This is a genomic window from Bacillus sp. WMMC1349 (assembly GCF_013155385.1).
GTDB lineage: Bacteria > Bacillota > Bacilli > Bacillales > Bacillaceae > Bacillus.
Map to the genome: position 1 here is coordinate 1,282,095 of NZ_JABJUQ010000007.1, position 17,292 is coordinate 1,299,386.

Genomic DNA, 17,292 nt, shown 5'->3' on the forward strand with positions numbered 1-17,292 from the left:
ATTAATCACCTATCCTATTAAGATTAGCATCATATGTGCCCATCCTAGTGCCTTTACTATTTATAGCTGTCGGGGATTTCGCCATCTTCCAAACTCCACCATTGTGAGGTGGTGAACCATCACCACTTCCTACATCCTGGCTAATGTAGGTTTTAGTTTTCTTATTATAGTAAATTTTCTCGCCATTCCTCGCTTTATAATTTGTTGGTTCATACCCAATCTTCTTTGCTGCAGCTGTTGATTGTTTAGTTGTCATTCTTACCCAAGAATTAACCTTACTAGTACCCTTAGTTCCTTTGTTAACTTTCTCTATTTGAGAATCAAAAGACTTCTTAATGAACTGAATGGCTGCCTTTTGTAATCCTTCAAAACTAAAAACATTTATAGGGATTCCTGCTACCTGCATTTGTGGAACTAAAGGTTTTTTAGCTTTATTAATTTTTGAAGCCGCCTTTTTAGAGATATTGGCGCCTTTTTCTAGCTTTGAGGCTTTTCCTCCTATGTTTCCTACTTTTGTCGCAGAGGTCACAAATAAACTAGCTATAGTTCCTCCTAAATATGTAAAATAATGTGCTTGTGATTCGGCATCACCATGCGTTACTTGCTTATCGTAAGTGTCTTTTAATTCGGTTGTTAAATTTTGAAGGAAGATCGGTGTCTTTGATAGTACCGATTGAGTGTCTCTCAGTACCTGTTCTGGTCCTGAACTATGATACAAATAATTACCTAATGCTGCAAGATTGCGACCAAGTGATATTCCGCCTTTAATAAAATCTTTTCCTAAATCTACTGTAGCTCCACCAGCACCTTTGTAGATATCTTTTACCGCCTTACTATGTTCTTTTGCATGTTCAGGTGGAATATACCACGTACCACCTTCATGTATGAACGGGTTGGGCAATGGATTTTCAAGTTCACTCGACTCGTTTTTTACTCTGCTTTCTGGAATCCGGCTAACGATTTCGTATTTTACAGTTCCATCAGACATGTATTCGCGAACAATTTGACCGTTTGAATACAGCGTATATTTTCCGCCAACAAAGTCTTTACTTGTACCGATCTCATCTGTGACGTATAAAGAAACCGTTGGTTTGTGATCCATTATATTATACAGCTTCCCGTTTATAGTTTGCATGCTAGTATCAATTTCTTAGAGGTAAAAACGGACTCGACTTCATATTTCTCATGTTCCGCTAGTTTTTTAAGCATCATATTCATAGCTAACTTTGACGGATCTTCCATCTGCTGAAGGAGAGAGAGACCTGAAAGGTCTGAAACGCCTTGAGATTTTAAAATCGATCCTTTCTCATAGGTATTAATCTCAATTTTTGGGCCTGACGTATACATCTTTCCAAGTGTTTTCATGTAGGTTTTCATCGTCTCGAGATCGTTTGCAGCTGTCTTCAACTCGTTTGTTTGCTCTCTGTCGAATGTGTTTAGCTTTTCAAGTGTGTCGTTGATCTCTTTCAGCGCTTGTTTCTGATGCTTATCAAAATCACTATCGTCCAACTCGGGTAAATCGACAATATGTTTGACTCTTTTGATAACGTCATTCGTTGAGGAAACCATGCTTTTCGTTTCTCTGTCGGCTTTAGTTAAACCGTCTTCAAGGTCGTTCTCGAGAAAATGTTGTGAGATCAATCCATCATCATGAGATTCTAGTGATTTTAGCGATTTTTTGATTTTCTTGAGTGCTGATGTGTATTCTTCGATAAATAAATCATAGAAACGCAAAAAGGGGGTGTGACACTCCTCGTAAAAATTGCGAATCGCCTCACCGCCTTTTCCCTTTAAAGCATCATCCAGGGCTACGATACCATCAACGCTTTTTTTAATTTTGGCGATTTCTTTGGATTGAACTTTTAATTCGTCAAGCGTTTTATCGATTCCTTCACGCAACGCTTGAACATCAAGAGTTTTCATTGCATTCTCCTTTTTAATACATAAAAATGACATCCAATGAAAAGTTTATCACTTTTATGAGAGAAGCAAATGAATCATTTGGTTTAGGTATATAAACCTAAGTTAAGATATCTATTTATCACTATCTGGCTGGTAAAGAATAATATTGTCTATTGTATACGACCCAGCTTTTGAAAGATGGTTTAATACAGCTAGAATTTTTTCAATGGTGTCAAGTTCTAATCTTTTAGTTTTTCCTTCACAAATACTGGCGAAGAAGTCCGCGAAAAGGTACAGGTGCTTAACGTAGGCCACGATTATGTATTCTATATAGACGAAGAATGGCTTACTCTTTATCGACTATATCACGGCTCTAACGGTCTGGAAATCGGTAAGCATGCAGAATTAATTTACGATTTACCATACGTTTCTAATTCAGTAATGGATATCGAGACAGTCGCGAATATGAACACAATCGAGCTTTTGGCGCACCTTGGCGGAAAATTGGACGAGCTGGTCGATAGAGAGTGACCGCAGTGTGACCGTTTTGTGTGAGCGTTGATATGTCAGGATTTTAACGGAGGATTCCGCCATGCCGATTAAAGAAACAGTTGCTTCTGATATTAAATATTTATTCTTTAAGATTCTTTTCTATATGAATCCAAGCATTTTAGGCTGTTTGCTTGAGGTTCTAAAATATAACTATTTTGCAATGTTAGAGGTAGTGAAAAAATTGTCAAGTGACATTTCAATTATTAAATACATTACTTGTTTAGGCCTATTTTTTTATTAATTTTAAATATTTAGGGTCTTCGTCTTCGAACATTCTGCCTTCTGATTTCTTATTTGCTACAAAAAATAACTCCTTTGCCTTATCGAATCTTTGTAATTCATAGGCTATTTTTCCAATAATAAACTCTCTTTCACCATTGTCTATACGTTCAAGATCACAAATAAACATTAAATCTGACCAGTCCATCGCATCCTGTGGTTTATTTATGAATAGGTAAGTATAAATTATATATTTTACAATATGATAACTTTCATCATATAGAACTCGTGGTTCTGGTAATGCCATCCATGCTTCTTCTAAAAGTTCAATTGACTTCGCATAATTTCCATCACTGTATTCTTGATCACTTTTCTCCATTAAATTATCAACTGATTCTTTTAGCATTGAATTTGGAAATTCCATAATATTCCTCCTTAAATGTGTTCACTTATATATTTTAAATACTTTTTGTCATCTTCTTCAAATAAGCTACTTCCGTCCAACATGTAAGCCCTTAACAAGTATTCTTTTGCTTTTTGTACCTCTTCGCATTCAACTAAGCTTTGGCCAAGCCTCATTAATATAAGTGGATTATGATAGCCATCAGGACTATTTAATGCATTATAGAAACAGTTTTTTGCATCTTCGTATTTTTCTAAAATAAAGTAAGTATCACCTAACGCAATGTAAATCCAACTGCTAGCTTCCCAATCTATTTTTGGAGAAGGTAATAAGTCTAAAGCAGCCTTATACTTTTCTATAGCGTCATCAAATCGATCTTCATCACTCAATTCATCCCCCTCTTCGCATAATCTTACAATCTCATCATATAGATTTTGATCTAGTTCCATTTGCTCTCAAGCTCCTTTTATTTAATTTGGGGGAGATATCTGTCGCGAAGCTTTCCTCCCTGAGAATGATTTATTCTATAATTGCCAAATAGTTAGGGGTCTACATCCATTCTCACATTCTATTAGATTTTGGCCTATAAGATCTACTTATCTTATTCCACCAAGATACTGATTCCGTTCCATGAGGTATATCTGCTTATTTTATAGAATGCCATTTACCATCAATTGATCTTTCAACGAACTTTTAAACACCGTGTAATCACAATTATCACAGCGGTTGTGGTGAACGTCCGGATCCTCTCTGTAGTCGTAAACAGTCGTTGTGTCGTATGATCTATTCGTCCTTAACGCCCATTATAAGAATACGACATAAGCTTGATTGATTCAATGTTATATCAAGTTCCCTTCTTCGTCTTTTCATTGGCATCCAAGTACCCACAGTGTTAACTTGATTCCGAAGCGGTACCTTATAATCTAGCAGCTCGTCATCCACTTAGCGCAATCCATATTTTGATAGATCGATTGAGATAGGAATTTATAAGTGGAGCCATGTCTTGATATTCAAATTTCAAGGCTTCGTAAAGAACGTCTTCAGGCATCAATAGGGAGGGCAAGTAAATATCCTTACCATCCCCAATACAATTGGACATTTCTCAATAGAGAATTCGTTGTTGCACGCATTAAGGTCGGTAGTGAGCCGGAGAGATTTACGTTTAATCCTAACGTGTTTTATCGACAGGCGAAGGCACCGGATAAGACGTTGCTTGCGCTGTTTAACGTGAAGAGGTCGTGATTGGGACGAAAAAAAGCCCTCTCCTCTTTTAATTGAAAGAAGGGGCTTAATACTATTTTTATTTATTTTTTGATTCAATGTATTTCTTTAAAAATTCTTTGTCCTCCTCGTCTTCAGGCCAAAGTCCGAGATAGTCATGCTTCCATATAATTCTTCTTTCATAATCATCAGCTTCAGATAAATCTTCATAATTATAATCGATGTTGAATTCACCATCACTTTGGATAATCATAGTTAGATTTGTCCAAGCTTCTTGATCACTATTCTTAAATTCATACCATAGTTCTGATAAGTTGTCTATTAGTAGTCTCCAAAGTTTACGGTATTCTTCTTTCTCAATCTCAAATAACTCTGGTATATTATGAGAATGTACTGGTGAATCACTTCCATCAGGATAATAATAAAAGAATCCTTTCCGTACATCTTCCAAGATTTCACCATAAATGAAAACTTTTGACCATTCTTCAGGTATAGTCTCTACGATAGTTTCTGCGATTTTTTGATAAATTGTATTTAATCCATTTTCATTCATTATTATTTCCCTCCATGTATATTATCAAATTTAACAAATTTCCATTTTCTTTTCCGACCTTGTATTTTATCTCAAAACTTGTAGGCCTTTGTGAGCTTCCTTTATATATTGGTTTTATTTTAACCTCTACTGATTTTTCATGTTCCAAAGCATCAGCCCATATGCTTTCAAGTTTTTTTCATTCGCCTTTATTTAAGTTGGTGTCCTTAGGTACCTAAGTTCTAGTAGTGATTTTTGTTAGTTTTGGGATGTTATATGTGTAATAATAGGTTCAATTGGCACTAGATAGCTATAATGTTAGTTTATTTATCCCAATAAATTCCGATTTCCTCGAACGAAGCCATACTTTCACTCACACCTTCAGGACTATCTGCTCCAATTATTTTTATTTCACTTTTTGTCAAGGTAATGTATTCATTGGGATTGTTCACTTTTCTCTTAAATATGAATTTTAGTAAGTCTACTTGTTCAGTAGCCATCTCATAATAATCTTGCCAAGAATAAATTGCGGAATCGACATCCATAAACTGCCTCTCTAATAAATAACCAGCATATTGTATTATTTTTACAATATTATCAACTGAAGTAATCGAGTTGTTATCTCCCCAAAATACAGTACTAATAGATGGTGAAGTTCTGCCATCTTCATCTTCTTCAAGAAGATATTCTAAAGTTTCATTTTTTGCTAACTCAAGAACATCCTTTGGTGCACTAGTGAAAAAATCCCAAATTACACCGATATCGTTTCGGATATAGTTCTCATTTCGGAATGCTCCAACAAAATAATGATCTCTGAAACTAATAGTACCTCTTACTCCTGAATCATCAACGACACTATAGTTATTACCATCCCATGAATGTTCATATGACAACTCAGGATAATGAGCAACCATTATGGCATGCACTATCGAGGAAAGTATACAACCGTTCCACAAATTCCCTTTATTTAACTGGCTATTTAAAATCATAGGTTTCATTTTTATCTCCACTCTAGTTAGTCATGTTTTATTTCTTGGATTATCATGAACTGAGGATCACTTATTTGTTAACTTGATTTTCTTTTGAGAAGATACTTGAGCACTACTGTTAACTGTTAGTATCATCTTTATCCCTCAGGATGGTATGATCTTTTTATTATAAACACTGATGCTAAAATGAGGAAAGTTTGATTACAAATAAGGGTTTGTATGCTAAAATTATGAAAAAAAGCAGGTGTTATTTTTGATCTCAACAAAAAAAGAATTGCACGATTATTTAGAACAAGATAAAAAATCTTTAGGAATCTCACACCGAAAACCAAGATTACTAGGGGATGATATTTGGAAATTTCAAATCTGTCTTAGAAAATATGAATATTACGCAAATATCAACTCCAAGTTCCTGAAACATTTTTATAGATATTTACATAAAAAGAAAGGGTTAAAACTTGGCTTTGATATCCCAATTAATGTGTTTGGCCCAGGACTAAGGATCAACCATTGCGGATTACTTATCGTCAATCGCAATGCGAAAATCGGTGCAAATTGTGATATTCATCAAGGAGTTAATATTGGACAGAACCACGACCAATATGATGTTCCGACGATTGGTGATAATGTTTGGATTGGGCCTGGTGCGAAGTTATTTGGCAAAATTAAGATAGCGAATAGAATTAAGATCGGAGCAAACGCCGTTGTGAATAAATCTTTTACCGAAGAAAACATTACAATTGCTGGTATCCCCGCTATAAAAGTTAAAGGGGCAAAACAGTAGCCCGCTCGTCCTGAGCTGGGCTGTATCGTGTGTTATCCATTAACGAGAGCTTTCAAAGTGATCTTTTTCTAAGGTCAATCGACTGATCGTGTCAAAATAATGCTTCTTTAAAAGTAGCCTCCTTTGTCATCTCAATATGTTTTATCACCGCTCATGATCGCTTAATCTATGTATGACACATTCCGAAAACTTTATGTACATGTCTTTAATAAAAGCTGTGCCCTTCACATCCATAAGCATGTTCTTCTAAATTGATGATTACACCATATTTCTGCTAACCCAATCCTATTTTGATTAGCAGCTAAAGTGACAACAAAATCATTACTTGTTGTTTTTTTCTCTAGCTATATATTCTTCTTTTACAACATTTCCAACTAAGTGGACAGTTTTTTCGTGATACCTTAAATCTTGACCACATTCAACTTTTACAAATAAAACCCAAATTTTGATGGTATTAAGCTTTCTCTGATAATATTCATTGTTTTTCCTCCATAATCCCCATTTACCAGTTTAAACATGCGACAATATTGAAGCCAGATTTAAGCCAAATAATTTAAATCATTTGCTTGTTTAGTAAATAATGAAATATACCTATTTTTCACAACTGTTATGTGGTTCTAAACTCTCATTCTTCTCTTTTGGACGAAAAATACATATCGAATGAAATATGGTTGGTTTATAATAAAACGGTTCGAAAAAAAGTTGGAGGAATTTTATAGTGAAGAATCAAAAAATAATCTTACTTAGTATGTCAGCGTTATTATTATTAGGCGGATGTCGTGCTATAGAAAAACCAGAAAAGCAACTTAATCAAAAAGAGTTAGAAAGTGTTAAAAAATTTGGAGATGAAATGTCAAAGGAAAAAAAAGTCGATAAAAAGTATCACGGTAAAATTAAGAAAGTGGTTAGGAAGTTTTTTCTTGATAAATATAAAACAAAGGTGAAGGTCAATAAAATTGTTCGAAATGTCAATAGTGTTAGAGTGTTTGTCGAATCTGAAGGGCAGCCTCATTTTTATACAGAAGCCAGCCTTATTATGCTCAATGAAGATGATATTCTAGCTGGGGTTCATGCAGAAAAAGAGGATGTTGAGGAAGCGATTAGAACTGGAATTTATGCAATGGCTTGCGATAAAGAATTCAAAACACTTGACAATTATTTAAAAAAAGCGACTTCGAAATATCATGTCAAAGCATTAAAGCAAGAGGTTCGTCTTAAAGGCTACACAACCCCATATTACAATATATCAATTTCCTCTGATGCTTTTGGTGTTGACCTAAACAAAATGTATATGAAAAATCCCAAACGAAGCAAAGAGGAATGGCGGAAAATCTTAACAACACATCAATTGAATGATAAAAAAATAAAGATCAACATTCAATTGTATTTGGAAACAAAAAAGTTGAAGGATGATCGTTCAACCTTAAACAAAATCATTCGTGATCTAAAGAAAAAGGATGATATAGCTCCGGGTATATATGAAGTACACATAAAACAAAAACAGATTGAAAAATCTACCAATCGCAAAAAATAATTGTTCTTGTGGGGTACTGACAATGACTAAATACTTGAATAATTGGAGAGTATCAAATGGTGAAGTTAAAAAAACTCTTAACGTTATGTATTGGAATCCCATTACTTTTGGGAGGATGTATGAATTTGCATGGTGAACATGATAAAAAAATGACTGCTGAAGAACGGCAAAAACAATTCGAAAAGGAAAATTATCTCCGTATTCAAGATTATACAGGACAAGGCTATGAATTGGATGGTGGAACACAAACAGCCGGAATCGCCAAAGCCCATCACGCTGAAATCGAAAAAGCAGTCAAGAAATTTTTCTTAGACAAATATAAAACAAAGGTGAAAGTCCACAACATTGTCGGTGCACTTCAGGCAGCTACTGTGTTTGTTGAATCAGAAGGTGAACCGCATTTTCATACATATGCCGTTGTCCCGATCGATCTAGAAACGAAAAAAGTTTTAACAGATAAAGTTTTTTCTCAGGAAGGGCAAGTTGAAGGTGCAATTAACACCGGTATTTATGCAATGGTTTTTGATCAAGAACTTAAAAAGCTTGATGATTACTTAGATCAAACGGTGAAAAAAGAACCGATTGTCGGTACTAGACAAGAAGCAGTTAATCATATTGGCGGAGAAGGATACAGTACGGTTTATTACTATATAACAGCTTTTGGTGATAACCTTGATAAAGCTTATTTAAAGTATTTAAAAGATCCAAATAAAAGCAAAGAAGATTGGAAAAAAGAACTTAAACATAAAAAAATAGATCCCGAAGAATTTGATGTTACTATCCATTTGTATATGGAAAACCCAAACACAGAACCAGACAAAACAATCTTCAATCAGATTGTAAAGGATATAGAAAATATGAAGGGGCTTGCACCAGGATTATACAGTGTGTTTTTACATGATAATACAATTAACAAAAAAGCGGGTTCAAATTCAAAAGACAATACGCTTGAACGAACTGATCCGAATGACATTATCAAGAAGTAGGAGTATTTATTAAATGAGAGATGAAGCAAAAAATGCAAAAAATAAAAAACCAATTAGTGAAGATAAAAATTTAGTAGAACTAGCAGGATACCATTCTTATAAAAATCCTACAGAAAAACGAAAACTTAATGTTGACGGACATATTTATAAAGTAGTTAATGCAGTTTACAAAGACTCCACCGGTCTTGACGTAATGACAGTAAAAAACTTAGAAACAGGCGAATACACCATCGTCTACCAAGGAACCAACCTAACCAATGGAGACCAAGACCTTGACGCCGATAAAGATCTTGCCATAGGTAGGACACATGAACAGTTTAAAGCAGCACGTGACTATTTTGATGAAATGAAAAAAAAGTATGGTGATAAATTAACATCTGTTTGCGGCAATTCGCTTGGTGGTGGTTTGGCGAATGATGTGGCTGTGAAACACTCTGATTTGAAGTGTGTGACGCTTAATCCGTCGGTCTTGCCTGAAGGGGAAGTCGATCATGATCAAGATTATCCGAATATCACAAACTATTTCAGTAAGTATGATCCGCTGACATCTGCGGAGTCTGGTGCGATGATTGCTGACCGAATTCCGGGAAAAGTGATTGAAATACAGATTGGGATGGAAAAATGAGAAGAGCATTAATGGAGTAGTTAAAGATTTGGAACAGGTAGAATCTGACGTTGAAAAGTACCGTAAAGGTATCGAAATTTTCACTCAATGCTTGTATAATTTGCCTTTATTAATAAAAGAATTCAAACCATATATTGACACCGCCATTTTTGAACCGCTTGGCTTCAGCAACATCAATATTTATAATACGGCGGCTGTGTCAACTTTAGAAGAAACAGAATTCCTCTTTTTAGACATTGTTTATCAGTTATCAGATCATAAAGCAGAAGCGATTACCGCCTTATGTCATACAGCAGAAGAGATTGTAAAAACGCTCCGACTATTCAAAGGCGATGTCACAAGGGCAACGATGTAGGAGAACCGGGAAAAACCGCCAGACAATGAGCCTAGCGGTTTTTCAATTTTTGGAAGAACTTGCGAAGTACATTTTAAGGTTCTGAGTGGAATTCTTGTGAATGGGCGATTTAATGTAAGGAGTCTTTTATAATTTTATAGTTTTTATGATTGACGACTGTTAAAGAATCCAATTCTAGGTCTCTATAATTATCCATAATGGTGACATCGACAATTACTGAGTTTTCATTAACTTTTTCGACAACTCCGGTCAGTCCATTTTTAAATTCAATGACATTTCCGACTTTTGCAATTTTCAAAACGACTTCCTCTCCTTTTAAAAAAATAACCTATTGAAAGTATTTTGCAATATTTTCATTGAGAAGTAAAGTAATTTGACACACAAGTTCCGTTCCATTGTCATCAGCAATGACTAAGTGATATAGTAACGTCATAAGAGAAAGAAGGGGAGAGAACGATTGACAGATGAGCATGTAATTGATTTTATAAAACAGTTAAGGGAAGGCGACATTCACGAACTTCGTGTGAAAAAGGAAGATTTTTTGTTCTTTAGATCTATTTTGACAAAACAGGAAGATTTCAAACACTTCCACGGTGTTGCCCAACGAGGTGGTGACATCATTTTTCAATATATGACAGAACCGAGAAGTTGAAAAGTTTTCTCACATGGTGAGAAAGCTTTTTTTAATATTTTTTAGACTTGTCTCATATGATGAGGTAATAATCAGTGAGACAAGGGGAGACCTCATGAACCGTTTTGTGAAAGGAATTATTCTTCTGTCGCTAGCCGCATTTTTTGCGGAATGCCTAGAGTTTGTTATTAACATGATTCTCGCTCGAGAACTTGGAGAGCATGGCATGGGGCTCTATATGAGTGTTTTGCCCTCAATATTTTTAGTTGTTGTTATCGCAAGTCTTGAGTTGCCTGTTTCGATATCAAAATTTATTGCGGAATCTAATCCGAGGTTACATGAAAGTATGTTAAAACATGCTTTTCGGATGACAGCAGTTTGTACCGTTTTTTCTACGGCGATAGCGGCCATCATTCTTCCATTCATTCCTGTTTTTGACTCCTATCATCCCTTGATTAGAGGAATTGTGATTGGGATGATCCCCGCTGTTGCATTTACATCGATTGCGCGTGGCTACTTTATGGGTGTTCAGGAAATGGGGAAAATTGCAATAGCGAATGGACTGAAAAAAATTTTTCAGCTTGTCGGCTTGTTTTTGTTTTTTCAATGGTATTCCTTTTCATTACATACATCTGTACTTATTTCATTGTTTGTTCTGTTTGCAAGTGAAGTGGTTGTGTTTGTTTATTTATATTCCCAGTTTCTTTTGGCAAGACGCGCAGTTGCTGAGGGGAGACATGTCCATTTACGGAGAAACGATGTTTTGAAACGGCTCTTGACTGTTTCCATTCCCACCACAGGTTTGCGGATTTTTCATGCCATTGCCAATGCAATTGAACCTTTTTTAGTGAAAGGAACATTGCTCATTGCAGGTGTTTCGAGCACGGCAGCTATTGATCAGTTTGGTATGCTGTCAGGTGTTGCCATGACGATTGGCTTCTTTCCGGCTTTTATCGCTCATTCATTAATGATTGTCATGATTCCAAGTATTTCTGAAAGCTATGCATATCAGCAGTATGACAAGGTGATCAAGCGGATTAAACAGGCGATTTTCATCACATTGCTTTACGGAATACCATCTGTTCTTGTCATGTATCATTTTGCAGAACCGCTGACCCATTTGTTTTTTGATTCAATTAAAGCTGCTCTTTATTTAAAGTTGTTATGGCCGTATTTTTTATTTCACTTTTTTGTCATGCCTTTGCAAGCTTGTTTAATTGGAATTGGGCTTGTCAAAGATGCATTTTATCATAATGTTTGGGCCAGTATCGTATCGTTTTTAATGATGTATCTGTTTGGATCAATGGAAAGTCTACAAATGGTCGGTATCATTTTAGCGATGAATACGGGGATGATTTTGCTGACAGCCCTTCACTATATCACAATTTGCAAACAATTAGGTGTTTCTCTGTTTTTGACAAATAAAACAGGTGCACCAACAATGGAAAGCCGCTGACTTCATACTTTTTTGTTTTCGAGGGGAAGCTAAACAAAAAAGAAAGGAAGATCAGATGCGAAAACAAGGAATCATTCTCTGTTCACTCATTTTTTTGCTTTTGATAGGATTTCAGCTGGAAGCTTCTGCTGTGGAGATGAAAACAATAGAAGGACAAAGCATTAAGGTTCCGGCACAAGGTCGAAAAACGATCATCCATTTTTGGACTAGTTGGTGTCCTCCGTGTCGAGAGGAACTACCACGTTTTCAGTCCTTTTATGATCAACATCAGTCAGATGTGCAATTAATCACGATTAACTTGTTGAATGCTGAACAAAACGAACGAGCAGTGAAACGATTTATTAAAGCAAATCAGTTATCATTTCCAATCGTGTTTGACCGAACAGGTGAAATGATGAAAAAATATAACGTGATCACGATTCCTTCTACCTTTTTTCTAAATGAAAAAGGGAAGTTGGAAAAATCAATTGTTGGACCGATCACTGTTGAACAAATGAAAACATGGTCTGAGAAAAAAAGCTAAGTTTTTCAGCTTTTTTTATAGTTACTAATGATAATTGTTATCAAAAGCAAATTATAATAATTATTGATATTAAAGATAACAGTTGTATGCTATAATTGTTTTATAAAAGCTTTTAAAATGCTGCCTAACGGCGGCAATTTGTTTTTTAAAAGGAAATTGATGATGATTTGCATTATCAATTAGGAGGCATAGAGGATGAAATTACAACATACATTTAAGCTGATTGAGAATTGGACAAGACATGGTGAATTGGTTGCTGCGCTTTTATCAGGCGCATTGATTCTTGGTGGATGGTTTGTATCTGGTCATGAAACATTATCGATCATCCTTTTCCTATTCGCTTTTTGTATCGGTGGGTTTGCAAAAGCAAAAGAGGGGATCAAGGAAACCATAACTAATAAGACATTAAATGTTGAGCTGCTAATGATTTTTGCTGCAATCGGCTCTGCGATGATCGGTTACTGGGCGGAAGGCGCCATTTTAATTTTTATATTTTCACTTAGCGGTGCTCTTGAAACATACACACTTGACAAAAGTAAACGAGATTTAACGTCACTCATGAAATTAGAGCCTGAAGAAGCCATTTTGCTTGAAGCAGGAGGTCAAAAAAAAGTAGCAGCCGAGGAATTGAAGACCGGTGATTTGATCTCAGTTAAACCAGGTGAGCGGATCGCTGCCGATGGAGAAATTGAATCAGGTGCAACAAGTGTTGATGAATCCGCTCTTACAGGAGAGTCGATCCCAGTAGAAAAAACGATCGGAGATCAAGTGTTTTCAGGGACTGTTAATTTGAGCGGATCTTTGACAGTACGCGTTCTAAAGGCGAATAAAGACTCGCTCATTAAAAAGATTATGAAGTTGGTAGAGTCGGCGCAAAACAGTGTTTCACCTTCACAAGCTTTTATCGAACGCTTTGAAAATATGTATGTGAAAGGGGTTTTGCTGGCTGTCGGATTGCTTTTGTTTCTACCTCATTTCGTGCTTGATTGGAGTTGGGGAGAGACGTTTTACAGAGCGATGGTCTTTATGGTAGTCGCCTCACCTTGCGCACTTGTCGCTTCAATTATGCCGGCTGCATTATCACTGATTTCAAATGGAGCAAGACATGGCTTGCTTGTCAAAGGAAGTGTCTTTCTTGAGAAACTTGGTGAAACAAAAATAGTCGCGATGGACAAAACAGGAACAATCACCAATGGTAAACCCGCAGTTGAAGATTTGATATTGACTTTTGGGATGACAGAGATGGAATGCTTAGAAGCGGCCGCTTCAATTGAGAAGCAGTCCAATCATCCGCTTGCACAAGCGATTGTCAAATATGCAAAAGCTAAAGGGGTGAATCCAGACATCACTGTGTCAATCGAAGAAACATCAGGTTTTGGCGTCAAAGCGCAATTTAAGGGGGAAATGTGGCAAATTGGAAAAGCTGAATTTGTCATGGAAGAAAAACAAAATGATCAGTCGTTTAAAGCTTCAGTTCAATCAATTGCCGCACAAGGAAAAACGCTAGTCTATGTAAAAAAAGGCGAGCGTGTTGTCGGATGTTTTGCTTTAAAAGATCAAATCAGACCTGAAGCCAAAGCGGTAATAAGCGAACTTAATCAACTTGGGATTCAAACAGCAATGTTGACCGGGGACCAGCCTGAAACGGCTAAAGCAATTGCAGAGGAAACGGGTTTGGGTATTGTTGTTTCCCAATGTCTCCCAGACCGAAAAGTGAAGGAAACGCAAAAGCTGAAACAACAATACGGAACAATTGTGATGGTTGGTGATGGCATCAATGATGCGCCAGCACTTGCTACAGCAGATGTTGGCATTGCGATGGGCGGAGGGACTGATGTTGCCTTGGAAACGGCTGATATTGTCTTAATGAAAAATGATTTAACAGGCTTGATAAAAATGGTCAAGTTGTCACGAAAAATGAATCGAATTATAAAACAAAATGTTATTTTTTCTTTAACCATCATCTGTCTGCTCATCTGCGTTAATTTCCTGCAGATTCTTGACTTGCCGCTCGGGGTTATCGGTCATGAAGGGAGTACACTGCTAGTGATTTTAAACGGATTAAGACTATTAAAATCTTAATCTCCAAACAAACAAAGAGAAAAACTGATACAATAATAGATGTCGAACAATTGATCTAAGAAGGAGGAAGCGAATTGGAAAGAATTGAATACATCTCTTCCTGGCTGAAAGAAAAAGATTATCAATTAGCTTTTATTCATTCGAAAGAGAATGTCTTTTACTTAACAAACTTTTATACAGAACCTCATGAACGGTTGATGGGTGTGTTTGTCTTTCAAGATGAAGAGCCGTTTTTTGTTTGTCCGCAAATGGAGGCAAGTCAGGCGAAAACAGCCGGTTGGACATATGATATCATCGGGTATGAAGATCATGAAAATCCGTGGGAACTGATCTCAGCCACTTTGAAAAAACGCAACTTACAATTTGAAAAAGTAGCGGTCGAAAAAGAAACGATATCACTTTTCCGTGCAGAAATGCTGAGAACTGCAGCAAATGGTGCGGATTTTGTTTCTGTAGAAGACAAACTAAACGAATGTCGTGTTGTCAAAGATGAAAAAGAAATTAGCATTCTCCGTGAGGCGGCAAAACTTGCGGATTATGGAGTTGAAGTTGGAGCTAATGCTTTAAAATCAGGTATTTCTGAAATTGAAGTTGTTGCTAAAATCGAATATGAATTAAAGAAAAAAGGAATTCAAGGGATGTCATTTTCGACCATGGTTCTATTCGGTGAGAAATCAGGACAGCCCCACGGGAACCCAGGAAGCAGAACGCTCGACACTGGTGATTTTGTCCTGTTTGATTTAGGTGTCATCATTGATGGATATTGTTCAGATATTACGAGAACGCTTGTCTATCAACAGGTCAACCAACAGCAGAAAGAAATTTATGAAACAGTTCTTCAAGCTGAAATGGCTGCACTTCAAATGAGCAAGCCAGGGGTGAGAATAGGAGATCTTGATTTGAAAGCGCGCGGCATCATCGAAAACGCAGGATTCGGAGAATATTTTCCGCATCGTCTTGGTCATGGGCTCGGGATTTCAGCCCATGAATACCCATCGATGAGCCATAACAATAACGGGCTATTAAAAGAGGGAATGGTCTATACAATTGAGCCTGGTATCTATATACCGGAAATCGGTGGTGTTCGAATCGAAGATGATGTGCTTGTCACTTCAGACGGAGTTGAGACACTCACTCTTTATCCGAAACAGCTAACAGTGATTTCTTAAAAAGTGTGACCCTATAGAGTAAGACAACTCTACAGGGTCTTTTTGTGTGTCAATCTTTAGAAATAAAAAAATCATCAAAAGAACGGAACGGTTTGACTTTATGGTTTTCGTTAAGCGGTTTCATCGCCGCCTTTGCTGATACAACAATAATTATACATAAGAGGATCAAAATAAAGATAGCCATTTTTTCCTCTCCTTTCCCATTAGAGCGTAATCAGTACCGGTACGGTTTTATCTTAAAGTGTGAAATGCATACCATAGCAAGCATTTATTTTTTTCTATGAAAATCGTTATGTTTTATGATCAAATGGGTGTGAAGTTTCGACAGTTTTCATCAAAATTTCTAAAAAAAAATTGACGCGCTTTCATGAGTCTTGTACGATATGATAGATCGAATGACAAAGGAGTTGAGGATCGTGAATAGATCCTTCGCGGTTGAAAAGGTACTCAACAACAACGTATTAATCGCACTTCATGAAGATTATCGTGAGGTTGTCTTGATTGGAAAAGGGATCGGGTTTGGGAAAAAGCGTGGAGATCTTATTGAACATGAGAATTATGAAAAAATGTTTGTTCTCGAAGATGATAAAGAGCAAACCCAGTATAAGAAACTCCTTTCATATGTCGATGAAAAAATGGTTGATATCGCCAATGACGTGATCTATCATGTTGCACAAAAAAGTGGTCAGCCTTTAAATGAACATATTCATGTCGCTTTGACAGACCATATCGCATTTGCGGTTATGCGCCTAGAAAAAGGATTTGATATGAAAAATCCATTTTTGCTTGAGACAGAATCACTTTATCCCAAAGAATATGAACTTGCCAAAGAAGCTGTTGAGATGATCAATGAACAATCAGACATCAAGCTTCCAGAAGGAGAAATCGGGTTTATTGCCCTTCATATTCACAGCGCTTTGACGAACCGTCCTCTGTCAGAAGTGAATCAGCATTCACAGTTGATTTCGAAACTTGTGCAAATGATTGAAGACGCTTTCGAGATGAAAGTGAATCGAGAAAGTGTTAATTATTTGCGGCTGATCCGCCATTTGCGGTTTACGATTGACAGAATTAAACGGGAGGAACCGATCCAAGAACCAGAAAAATTAATGTTGTTGTTGAAAACGGAATATCCGTTATGCTATAATACTGCTTGGAAGATGATCAAGGTCTTGCAGCAAGCGCTTAAGAAACCTGTTCATGAGGCAGAAGCCGTTTACCTGACATTGCATTTGTATCGTTTGACTAATAAAATTTCATAACGCCTTTATAACGTGTTACTGATTCGATCAGGCATGAGTGAAAAAGGGAAGAAATGAAGACGCTGTC

20 protein-coding genes and 3 pseudogenes are annotated in these 17,292 nt (G+C 36.4%); 13 read left to right on the forward strand and 10 right to left on the reverse strand.

The annotated features are described in order from the left end of the window. Position 1: 1 nt before the first annotated feature. Positions 2–1,102 carry a toxin C-terminal domain-containing protein gene (locus HOO54_RS24215; RefSeq protein WP_253907644.1) on the reverse strand — a complete coding sequence of 367 codons (1,101 nt, stop codon included), beginning with the start codon at positions 1,100–1,102 and terminating at the stop codon, positions 2–4. A 41-nt stretch (positions 1,103–1,143) separates the two neighbouring features. Next, positions 1,144–1,923 (reverse strand): annotated as a pseudogene (locus HOO54_RS08860) (ribonuclease YeeF family protein); the annotation flags it as partial. 276 nt (positions 1,924–2,199) lie between these two features. Here HOO54_RS08860 and HOO54_RS08865 point away from each other — a divergent pair. Continuing rightward, on the forward strand, positions 2,200–2,433 hold the full coding sequence (locus HOO54_RS08865; protein ID WP_253907645.1) for a hypothetical protein: 234 nt from the start codon (positions 2,200–2,202) through the stop codon (positions 2,431–2,433). Between the two features lie 61 nt (positions 2,434–2,494). Next, entirely contained in the window at positions 2,495–2,695 is a 201-nt protein-coding gene (locus HOO54_RS08870) for a hypothetical protein (protein ID WP_172294407.1), read from the forward strand. Here the strand turns inward: HOO54_RS08870 and HOO54_RS08875 are convergent. The 6 genes and pseudogenes from HOO54_RS08875 to HOO54_RS08895 form a co-directional block, all read right to left on the reverse strand. Further along, positions 2,681–3,097, reverse strand: coding sequence for a hypothetical protein (locus tag HOO54_RS08875; RefSeq protein ID WP_172294409.1), 417 nt, complete (start codon positions 3,095–3,097; stop codon positions 2,681–2,683). The genes HOO54_RS08870 and HOO54_RS08875 overlap by 15 nt on opposite strands. An 11-nt stretch (positions 3,098–3,108) precedes the next feature. Further along, positions 3,109–3,525: a tetratricopeptide repeat protein gene (locus HOO54_RS08880; RefSeq protein ID WP_172294411.1), complete on the reverse strand. Its 417-nt coding sequence runs from the start codon at positions 3,523–3,525 to the stop codon at positions 3,109–3,111. 201 nt (positions 3,526–3,726) lie between these two features. Then, positions 3,727–3,861: pseudogene (locus tag HOO54_RS24220) on the reverse strand (DUF8096 family protein); the annotation flags it as partial. Between the two features lie 515 nt (positions 3,862–4,376). Continuing rightward, entirely contained in the window at positions 4,377–4,850 is a 474-nt protein-coding gene (locus HOO54_RS08885) for an antitoxin YezG family protein (RefSeq protein ID WP_172294413.1), read from the reverse strand. Then, positions 4,843–5,016 (reverse strand): annotated as a pseudogene (locus tag HOO54_RS08890) (DNA/RNA non-specific endonuclease); the annotation flags it as partial. The pseudogene HOO54_RS08890 and the gene HOO54_RS08885, both read right to left, overlap by 8 nt. A gap of 136 nt (positions 5,017–5,152) precedes the next feature. After that, positions 5,153–5,827, reverse strand: a complete 675-nt coding sequence (locus HOO54_RS08895; protein WP_172294415.1) for a hypothetical protein — start codon at positions 5,825–5,827, stop codon at positions 5,153–5,155. A 244-nt stretch (positions 5,828–6,071) separates the two neighbouring features. Between HOO54_RS08895 and HOO54_RS08900 the strand changes: the two genes are divergently transcribed. The 5 genes from HOO54_RS08900 to HOO54_RS08920 all read left to right on the forward strand — a co-directional run bounded on the left by HOO54_RS08900 (position 6,072) and on the right by HOO54_RS08920 (position 10,102). Continuing rightward, on the forward strand, positions 6,072–6,602 hold the full coding sequence (locus tag HOO54_RS08900; RefSeq protein ID WP_216664739.1) for a serine O-acetyltransferase: 531 nt from the start codon (positions 6,072–6,074) through the stop codon (positions 6,600–6,602). A 718-nt stretch (positions 6,603–7,320) separates the two neighbouring features. Further along, a complete protein-coding gene (locus HOO54_RS08905; RefSeq protein WP_172294417.1) occupies positions 7,321–8,136 on the forward strand; it encodes a DUF1672 family protein in 816 nt (271 codons plus the stop codon). 56 nt (positions 8,137–8,192) lie between these two features. Continuing rightward, positions 8,193–9,122, forward strand: a complete 930-nt coding sequence (locus HOO54_RS08910) for a DUF1672 family protein (protein WP_172294419.1) — start codon at positions 8,193–8,195, stop codon at positions 9,120–9,122. Between the two features lie 13 nt (positions 9,123–9,135). Then, positions 9,136–9,747, forward strand: a complete 612-nt coding sequence (locus tag HOO54_RS08915; RefSeq protein WP_172294421.1) for a Tle-like phospholipase domain-containing protein — start codon at positions 9,136–9,138, stop codon at positions 9,745–9,747. Then, a complete protein-coding gene (locus HOO54_RS08920) occupies positions 9,719–10,102 on the forward strand; it encodes a hypothetical protein (RefSeq protein WP_172294423.1) in 384 nt (127 codons plus the stop codon). Before HOO54_RS08915 ends, HOO54_RS08920 begins: the two co-directional genes overlap by 29 nt. A gap of 109 nt (positions 10,103–10,211) precedes the next feature. Here the strand turns inward: HOO54_RS08920 and HOO54_RS08925 are convergent, their stop codons facing one another. Further along, positions 10,212–10,400, reverse strand: a complete 189-nt coding sequence (locus tag HOO54_RS08925; RefSeq protein WP_172294426.1) for a YkvS family protein — start codon at positions 10,398–10,400, stop codon at positions 10,212–10,214. Between the two features lie 159 nt (positions 10,401–10,559). Between HOO54_RS08925 and HOO54_RS08930 the strand changes: the two genes are divergently transcribed. The 5 genes from HOO54_RS08930 to HOO54_RS08950 all read left to right on the forward strand — a co-directional run bounded on the left by HOO54_RS08930 (position 10,560) and on the right by HOO54_RS08950 (position 15,963). Then, positions 10,560–10,754 (forward strand): hypothetical protein, encoded by a 195-nt coding sequence (locus tag HOO54_RS08930; RefSeq protein ID WP_172294428.1) that lies wholly within the window; start codon positions 10,560–10,562, stop codon positions 10,752–10,754. Positions 10,755–10,848: 94 nt separating this feature from the next. Then, positions 10,849–12,189 carry a polysaccharide biosynthesis protein gene (locus HOO54_RS08935; RefSeq protein WP_172294430.1) on the forward strand — a complete coding sequence of 447 codons (1,341 nt, stop codon included), beginning with the start codon at positions 10,849–10,851 and terminating at the stop codon, positions 12,187–12,189. A 55-nt stretch (positions 12,190–12,244) separates the two neighbouring features. After that, positions 12,245–12,712, forward strand: coding sequence for an endospore biogenesis thiol-disulfide oxidoreductase StoA (gene stoA, locus HOO54_RS08940; RefSeq protein ID WP_172294432.1), 468 nt, complete (start codon positions 12,245–12,247; stop codon positions 12,710–12,712). Positions 12,713–12,907: 195 nt separating this feature from the next. Further along, a complete protein-coding gene (locus HOO54_RS08945; RefSeq protein ID WP_172294435.1) occupies positions 12,908–14,794 on the forward strand; it encodes a heavy metal translocating P-type ATPase in 1,887 nt (628 codons plus the stop codon). A gap of 74 nt (positions 14,795–14,868) precedes the next feature. Then, entirely contained in the window at positions 14,869–15,963 is a 1,095-nt protein-coding gene (locus tag HOO54_RS08950) for a M24 family metallopeptidase (protein ID WP_172294437.1), read from the forward strand. A gap of 49 nt (positions 15,964–16,012) precedes the next feature. On the opposite strand, the gene HOO54_RS24715 is transcribed toward HOO54_RS08950, so the two are convergent. Then, positions 16,013–16,147 (reverse strand): hypothetical protein, encoded by a 135-nt coding sequence (locus tag HOO54_RS24715; protein ID WP_301539279.1) that lies wholly within the window; start codon positions 16,145–16,147, stop codon positions 16,013–16,015. Positions 16,148–16,358: 211 nt separating this feature from the next. Between HOO54_RS24715 and glcT the strand changes: the two genes are divergently transcribed. Further along, the gene (gene glcT, locus HOO54_RS08955) at positions 16,359–17,225 is read left to right on the forward strand and encodes a glucose PTS transporter transcription antiterminator GlcT (protein ID WP_172299447.1); all 867 of its coding nucleotides are present in this window, start codon (positions 16,359–16,361) and stop codon (positions 17,223–17,225) included. Positions 17,226–17,292: the final 67 nt, after the last annotated feature.

Coding starts and splice junctions, on each gene's coding strand:
- HOO54_RS24215 (WP_253907644.1), bottom strand. CDS start 1,102: ATGGATCACAAACCAACGGTTTCTTTATACGTCACAGATGAGATCGGT.
- HOO54_RS08870 (WP_172294407.1), top strand. CDS start 2,495: ATGCCGATTAAAGAAACAGTTGCTTCTGATATTAAATATTTATTCTTT.
- HOO54_RS08875 (WP_172294409.1), bottom strand. CDS start 3,097: ATGGAATTTCCAAATTCAATGCTAAAAGAATCAGTTGATAATTTAATG.
- HOO54_RS08880 (WP_172294411.1), bottom strand. CDS start 3,525: ATGGAACTAGATCAAAATCTATATGATGAGATTGTAAGATTATGCGAA.
- HOO54_RS08885 (WP_172294413.1), bottom strand. CDS start 4,850: ATGAATGAAAATGGATTAAATACAATTTATCAAAAAATCGCAGAAACT.
- HOO54_RS08895 (WP_172294415.1), bottom strand. CDS start 5,827: ATGAAACCTATGATTTTAAATAGCCAGTTAAATAAAGGGAATTTGTGG.
- HOO54_RS08910 (WP_172294419.1), top strand. CDS start 8,193: ATGGTGAAGTTAAAAAAACTCTTAACGTTATGTATTGGAATCCCATTA.
- HOO54_RS08915 (WP_172294421.1), top strand. CDS start 9,136: ATGAGAGATGAAGCAAAAAATGCAAAAAATAAAAAACCAATTAGTGAA.
- HOO54_RS08935 (WP_172294430.1), top strand. CDS start 10,849: ATGAACCGTTTTGTGAAAGGAATTATTCTTCTGTCGCTAGCCGCATTT.
- stoA (WP_172294432.1), top strand. CDS start 12,245: ATGCGAAAACAAGGAATCATTCTCTGTTCACTCATTTTTTTGCTTTTG.
- HOO54_RS08945 (WP_172294435.1), top strand. CDS start 12,908: ATGAAATTACAACATACATTTAAGCTGATTGAGAATTGGACAAGACAT.
- HOO54_RS24715 (WP_301539279.1), bottom strand. CDS start 16,147: ATGGCTATCTTTATTTTGATCCTCTTATGTATAATTATTGTTGTATCA.
- glcT (WP_172299447.1), top strand. CDS start 16,359: ATGACAAAGGAGTTGAGGATCGTGAATAGATCCTTCGCGGTTGAAAAG.